The sequence below is a fragment of the Chitinivibrionales bacterium genome, assembly GCA_035516255.1.
Classification (GTDB): Bacteria; Fibrobacterota; Chitinivibrionia; order Chitinivibrionales; family FEN-1185; genus FEN-1185.
Genome location: DATJAL010000023.1, coordinates 1 through 6,116 on the forward strand (window position 1 = coordinate 1; position 6,116 = coordinate 6,116).

Annotated in this window: 5 protein-coding genes; all 5 read right to left on the bottom strand. The window is 52.8% G+C overall.

Features of this window, described 5'->3' with window-relative positions:
• Nucleotides 1-974 (bottom strand): efflux RND transporter permease subunit (locus VLX68_07190; protein ID HUI92013.1); only part of this gene is annotated, 974 nt, incomplete at its 3' end.
• Nucleotides 971-2,095: an efflux RND transporter periplasmic adaptor subunit gene (locus VLX68_07195; protein HUI92014.1), complete on the bottom strand. Its 1,125-nt coding sequence runs from the start codon at nt 2,093-2,095 to the stop codon at nt 971-973. The genes VLX68_07195 and VLX68_07190, both read right to left, overlap by 4 nt.
• A 281-nt stretch (nt 2,096-2,376) precedes the next feature.
• Nucleotides 2,377-2,862 carry a PTS sugar transporter subunit IIA gene (locus tag VLX68_07200; protein ID HUI92015.1) on the bottom strand — a complete coding sequence of 162 codons (486 nt, stop codon included), beginning with the start codon at nt 2,860-2,862 and terminating at the stop codon, nt 2,377-2,379.
• A 123-nt stretch (nt 2,863-2,985) separates the two neighbouring features.
• Nucleotides 2,986-3,216 (bottom strand): hypothetical protein, encoded by a 231-nt coding sequence (locus VLX68_07205; protein HUI92016.1) that lies wholly within the window; start codon nt 3,214-3,216, stop codon nt 2,986-2,988.
• 224 nt (nt 3,217-3,440) lie between these two features.
• Complete coding sequence (gene mgtA / locus VLX68_07210; GenBank protein ID HUI92017.1) at nt 3,441-6,092, bottom strand: magnesium-translocating P-type ATPase; 2,652 nt, start codon at nt 6,090-6,092, stop codon at nt 3,441-3,443.
• Between the last annotated feature and the right edge of the window lie 24 nt (nt 6,093-6,116).

The following is a 6,116-nucleotide window of genomic DNA, read 5'->3' on the forward strand; positions in this document are numbered from 1 at the left end:
GCGGTGCGGTCGAGATACGGCACGACCTTGACATCCGGCGGCAGAACTTTGGTGTTCAATTCTTCGACCTTCTGGTGGACGCCGGCGAGGACTTTTGAGGGATTCGCGCCAAGCAACAGCAGGGTGATACCCTCAACCGCGTCATCATTGTCGTCTTTGCCGAGAATACCCTGACGTTCAAGCACACCCATTTCCGCATGCCCGATGTCTTTCACGAAAACCGGCGCTCCATTTTTTTGCGTGATGACGATGTTGTTCAAATCGTCAACCTTGGTGATGGCACCCAAGCCACGCACGACGAAACCTTGTTCGCCGCGCACAATCAAACTGCCGCCGGAGTTGATGTTGTTCGCCGTAATCGCATTTTCAACCTGCGCCAGTGAAAGGTTATATTGCGCCAGTTTGTTCGGATCAACGAACACTTGGAATTGATAATTTTCACCGCCGAAAGGATTGACATCAATGACACCGGGCACTTGCTTGATGCGGGGCATGACCACCCAATTGTTCAAGTCACGCAGTTCTCGCGCATCACGCAGTTTTGATTCAACCGTGTAACGGTAAATTTCGCCGATGGGTGAAGTGGGTGAGTCCAGCCCCGCTTGCACTCCCGGCGGCAAGGTGACGTTGCCAATCTGGTCATACACACGCTGGCGCTCGAAGTAATAATCTGTGCCGTCGTTAAAAACCAAGGTGATCAACGACAACGCAAAGGTGCTTTTCGAGCGCATGACATGCAGGCCGGGAAGACCGTTCAGCTCGCGTTCCAAAGGAATGGTGATTTGCTGCTCCACTTCTTCGGCGGCGTGACCCGGATCTTGCGTGATGACCTGAATCGTCACCGCGCCGATGTCGGGATACGCCTCCACGTTCAGTTCCCGCAACGTGTAGAAACCAAAGATGGAGAGGCCGATGAACACGGCCAGCATCAGCGCGCGCCGACGCAGACAGAAGGCGACAAAACCGGCAATCATTGAAACAACACTCCTTCCTTTACAAGAATGTTTGCACCCGCATCAAGCCCGTCGGTGATGATGATTCGGTCGTCTTGTTGTGCGCCCACTTTCACTTCGCGCGGTTGGAGCACCCACGGTTTGACCTGTTCAAATACAAAGGCCGAGGTGCCGCTTTGCACCACAGCGGTCGCGGGCACAGTGACTTGCGTTTGCGGGAAACCGAGAAAATTCACCGTCGCAAACATGCCGGGCTTGAGGCGGCGTTCCGGGTTGTCAAAGGCGACGCGAACTTTCGCGACACGAATGTCGGGATCAATGAGGTCGCCAATGAACAAAATTTTTCCGGTGAAAGTTTCGCCGGGATAGGCTGCAATGGCCGCGCTGATTTCCTGTCCCTTCGTCAAGAATTGCAGGTCTTTTTCCTGCACGCTCGCCGTCACCCAGACCGTGGACAAATCGGCCACTGTCATCAAAGAAACGGTGTTGTCATTGCGAAATTCGCCGTGCGCGGAAGCCATGTCAACTACCTGCCCGGACAACGGAGAAAAAACCTGCAATGGCTGGCCGAGCTTGTCGGTTTCAGGATTGAAACCGTAAGCAAGCAATTGCTGAACCGCCGTGTCGAGATCAATTTTTGCGGATTCATAATCGCTCGTGGCCTGCTCCACGTCTTTTTGCGCGGCGATTTTGTTTTCCAAAAGTTCCTGCTGCCGTTTCAGCGCACGACGGGTCAGTTCCTCGACGCTTTTGGCCTTCACATAATTGTCCTGTGCCGCAAAAAAATCCGGCGATTGCAGCGAGGCCAGCAATTGTCCGTTGGTGACCGTGTCGCCAAGTTGCACATGTAATTTGATCAAACGTCCGGTCAACGGCGGAAAAACATTCGCGTATTTCTGCGGGTCGGCCTCCACCACCGCTGGCGCGGAAAGCCGGCTTTGGATTTTCTCCGCGCGCGCCGTGTCAAATTTCAACCGGTCGCGCAAAATGGATTGCTCCGGTATGACGACCAGGTCGCCCTGCCGCTCAAATTGGCTGGCTGGGGCGGCAGGTTCAGAACGCTTGCAACCAGTCAGGACGACAGCCAGCAACAGAAGCGGCATCCAGGCCACAAAGAAAATATATTTGGTCTTCGTTTTCATTCTCCAATTTCGGTTTCGACTTTCACCGTTCATAACACGAATACGCCCGCCCTTGCCGGAACGCACAAATAATCCGTTGAAAAAATAAATGAAGCCGCGATGAAGTGTTACTTAAGGTAGCCTTAAGAATTTTTAAGAATTGGAGGCACGACCGGCGTTCAACCGTTCCGCCTGGATGGCAACAATTGCCAGTTCAGGCCGCCGACGCTTTTTAAGGCTCAAACGGCTGGCGATGCCGCAAAGCGGCGCACAACCCAGATGCAAAGAAAATTCCCATGCGCTCATTTTGACATTAAATGCGACGACGATCTTCTTCTGATAATCCAAAGAATGGAACTGGCATCGGGAGCCTGTTCAACGGCTTCACGAAAATGCGGCGTCTTCAGAAGCTTGGCGATTTCCGCCACGGTGTGCAGGTGCTTTTGAAACTGTCCTTGCGGAATGAGGAAAAGAATCACGAGCGTCACAGGTTGCCCATCTAAAGCATCAAAGGCGATGCCCTTTTTGGAACGGCCAAGCGCCGCAATCGGATCGTTAATCAAATCAGTTGAAGCATGTGGGATTCCGATGCCATATCCGATGCCGGTGCTCATGGATGACTCGCGCTTTCTGACGACGGCGGTGATGGCGTCCCGGTGCTCGGGTTTTATTTTACCCGTTTCCACCAGATTGTTAATCAGCTCGTCAATCGCTTCCCAACGGTTCGTTGCCCGCAAGTCAGCCAGGATTTGAGACTCGCTCAAACAGTCAGTTAAGCCAATGTTCATAAAATCATGCGACGGAAATGCGCCGCTTAATGAAGATAGAAGAAAATATGCCGCCCGTTACTTAAGACTATCTGAAGATTTGTTAAGGGAAGTGGCGCGTTCAATTCCTACAAAGACTGCCATTCAGCCTTTGCGAGGCGGCTCACATTTCGCAATCGCGTTCTTTGAGTGCCAATCGGTAACGGCGGACTTCATTTTTTCAACCTGCGAAACAGCCCCCTGAAGTTTTGCGAAATCAGCTTTCAGTCGCTTGATTTGACGCTGAAGAACCCGCGCCCGAATTCGTTCAGAAATCCAAAAGAAAAACCAACCAAACAAGGCGATAACAACCACGGTTGAAGCAATTTCCAGCATGATGATTTGACATTCATCTAGTTGCGCCTCGTTCCCCAAAAAACGGCCAAGACAATCAACGCTACGCCCATGACGACAAGCATCCAACCAAGCCCGCAGGCTTTATGAGATATGAATAGCTCGGCGGCGCAATTCAGCGAGAAAAGTCCGATACAAGCCAGCGGGAATGCAATGTTGGGGAGCCTCTTTCGCGGCGGTCTGTATTCCTTCTCCATAGGCCATTTTCAAATCCATTTTTTCCGCAACAGCCACACTTTGATCAATTGTGTCAAGCCGACGTAGCAAACGAGTGTGACTGCGAGGAGCGGCCAGAATTGCCACGGCAACGGAACGAATCCCAAATAGTGCGCCAGCGGTGAATACGGCAGGAACGCGCCGATGGCCATGATGCCGAATGTCGTCATCGTCAACTGCCAGCTCGCGCGCGATTGGATGAACGGAATTTGGTTGGTGCGAATGACGTGAACGATTAGCGTCTGCGTCATCAGCGATTCGACAAACCAGCCGGTGCTGAACAATGCGGCGGCATAAGTGTGGTCGGCGACGTCCGTGCCGGGAAAGCGCGCAGCCAGTTCCGGCGGCGCGGCCAGAAGCAGATTGTTGCATTTGAAGAAAAACCACATCAAGAAATATGTCGTGTAATCGAAAATGGAACTGATCGGGCCGATGAACAGGATGAATTTTCCAATCTCACCCATATTCCACGGGCGAGGTTTGGAGATGACCGCCACACCGACGTTGTCGGTCGGAATCGGCACTTGTGAAAAATCGTAGAGCAGATTGTTCGACAAAACCTGAATCGGCTGCATAGGCAAAAACGGCAGCCAGGCACTCGCGCCCAGCACGCTGAACATATTGCCAAAGTTGGAACTCGCGCCCATGCGGATGTATTTCAAAATGTTCGCAAAGACTTTCCGACCTTCGAGCACACCTTCTTCCAACACCATCAAATTCTTTTCCAACAAAATCATATCGGCGGATTCCTTGGCGATGTCCACGGCGGTATCCACGGAAATGCCCACGTCGGCGGCGCGCAAGGCGGGCGCGTCGTTGATGCCGTCACCCATGAAACCGACGACGTGCTTGTTGCGTTGCAATGCCTGCACGACGCGCTTTTTGTGCGCGGGCGAGAGGCGGGCGAAAACGTCCGTGGCTTCAACTTCTTTGGCCAATTCGTCGTCCGTTAATTTTTCAACTTGAATGCCCAGCAAAATCTTTTCGGCGTGGATGCCCACTTCAGTGCAAACCTTGCGCGTGACGAGGTCGTTGTCGCCGGTGAGCACTTTGATGGTGACACCGTGCTGGCGTAATGCAGTGATGGCCTTGGATGCGGAGTCTTTCGGTGGATCAAGGAAGGCAAGATAGCCAGTCAAAATCAGTTCGCTTTCGTCCGCTTTGGTGAATGTGGTTTGCGCTCCTAATTTTTTTGTGGCAACGGCGAGAACGCGAAAACCATCTTCGCTTAATGAATTGACCTGTTCGATAATGTCGCCGACAAGGATTGGCTCCATCGGCAGGATTTCCCCGTCGTTCTCGAAGTGCGTGCATTTGGCGAAGACAGCTTCGGGTGCGCCTTTGGTCAACAACTGACGTTCACCATTTGGACACTCGATGGCGACGGACATCATGCGGCGCGAAAAGTCGAATGGAATTTCGTCCACCATCTTGTAATTGGCGATGCCTAGTTCGCCATGCAGTTCCTTGTATTTCAACACCGCGCGGTCGAGGACGTTTTTCAAGCCGGTCTGGAAATGACTGATCAAATAAGCATCGCGCAGCACGGCCTCGCTCTCGTTTTTGAAAACGTCCACATGCAGTTCCAAGATTACATGGTCAATGGTGAGGGTGCCGGTCTTGTCGGTGCAAAGGACATCCATCGCGCCGAAGTTCTGGATTGAATTTAACTTTTTGACGATGACTTTTTTCTTCGCCATCGCCAGCGCGCCTTTTGACAGGCAGACGGAAACAATCATCGGCAGCATTTCCGGCGTAAGACCGACGGCCACGGCCATCGCAAAGAAAAAGGCGTCACCCCATTTGTGCTTCATCAGGCCATTGATGAGGAAAACCATCGGGACCATCACCAGCATGAACGTGAGCATCAACCAGACGTATTTTTTGACACCCTTGTCAAAGGCCGTCTCGACTTGCTGGCCCGCGAGGCTGCTGGCCATTTTGCCGAAATATGTCTTCGTGCCGGTAGCAACAATGACTGCCGTGGCCGCACCACTTTCTACGCTCGTGCCAAGAAAACAAATGTTGGTGTGCTCGATGGACGAGACATTTGTTCGGGGGTCACGTGCATCTGATTTTTCCACCGGCAGCGATTCGCCAGTAAGTGTGGCTTGGATGATGAACAAATCTTTGGCGGCAATCAGCCGCACGTCGCCGGGAATCATGTCGCCTGCGGAAAGTTTCACGATGTCGCCAGGAACAAGTTGCTGAAGGGGGATTTCCTTGGCCTTACCATCGCGCACGACAGTGGCAGTGACTTTGATCATTGCCTTGAGTTTGGCCGCCGCAGTGTTGGCCTTGGTCTCCTGCACAAACCGCAGCGTGACGCCCAGCACAACCATCAATAGCATCACTGTTCCAGCGCGTAAATCGCCGGTGGCATACGAGATTGTCGCCAGCACCGTGAGCAGGATTACCAGCGGATTGCGGACGGCGACCCAAAGCCGGTGCAGCCACTCGTGCTTTCTCTCTTGCGCGACTTCGTTCGGGCCATATTTTTCCAGCCGCGCGACCGCTTCTGTTTCATCCAATCCGTTCGGGGACGTTCCAAGTGCTTGCAGAACTTCGGGAATGTCCTTAACCGCCGCCTCGTGGACAAGATCGGCAGCCTGTTCGCCATCGGAATTTTTTACAGCAGTCATAATTGTTCAATCAACATATCGCTC

What these genes read in the sequence shown, in the direction of transcription:
- VLX68_07195 (HUI92014.1), bottom strand. Translation starts at nt 2,095, where the DNA reads ATGAAAACGAAGACCAAATATATTTTCTTTGTGGCCTGGATGCCGCTT.
- VLX68_07205 (HUI92016.1), bottom strand. Translation starts at nt 3,216, where the DNA reads ATGCTGGAAATTGCTTCAACCGTGGTTGTTATCGCCTTGTTTGGTTGG.
- VLX68_07200 (HUI92015.1), bottom strand. Translation starts at nt 2,862, where the DNA reads ATGAACATTGGCTTAACTGACTGTTTGAGCGAGTCTCAAATCCTGGCT.
- mgtA (HUI92017.1), bottom strand. Translation starts at nt 6,092, where the DNA reads ATGACTGCTGTAAAAAATTCCGATGGCGAACAGGCTGCCGATCTTGTC.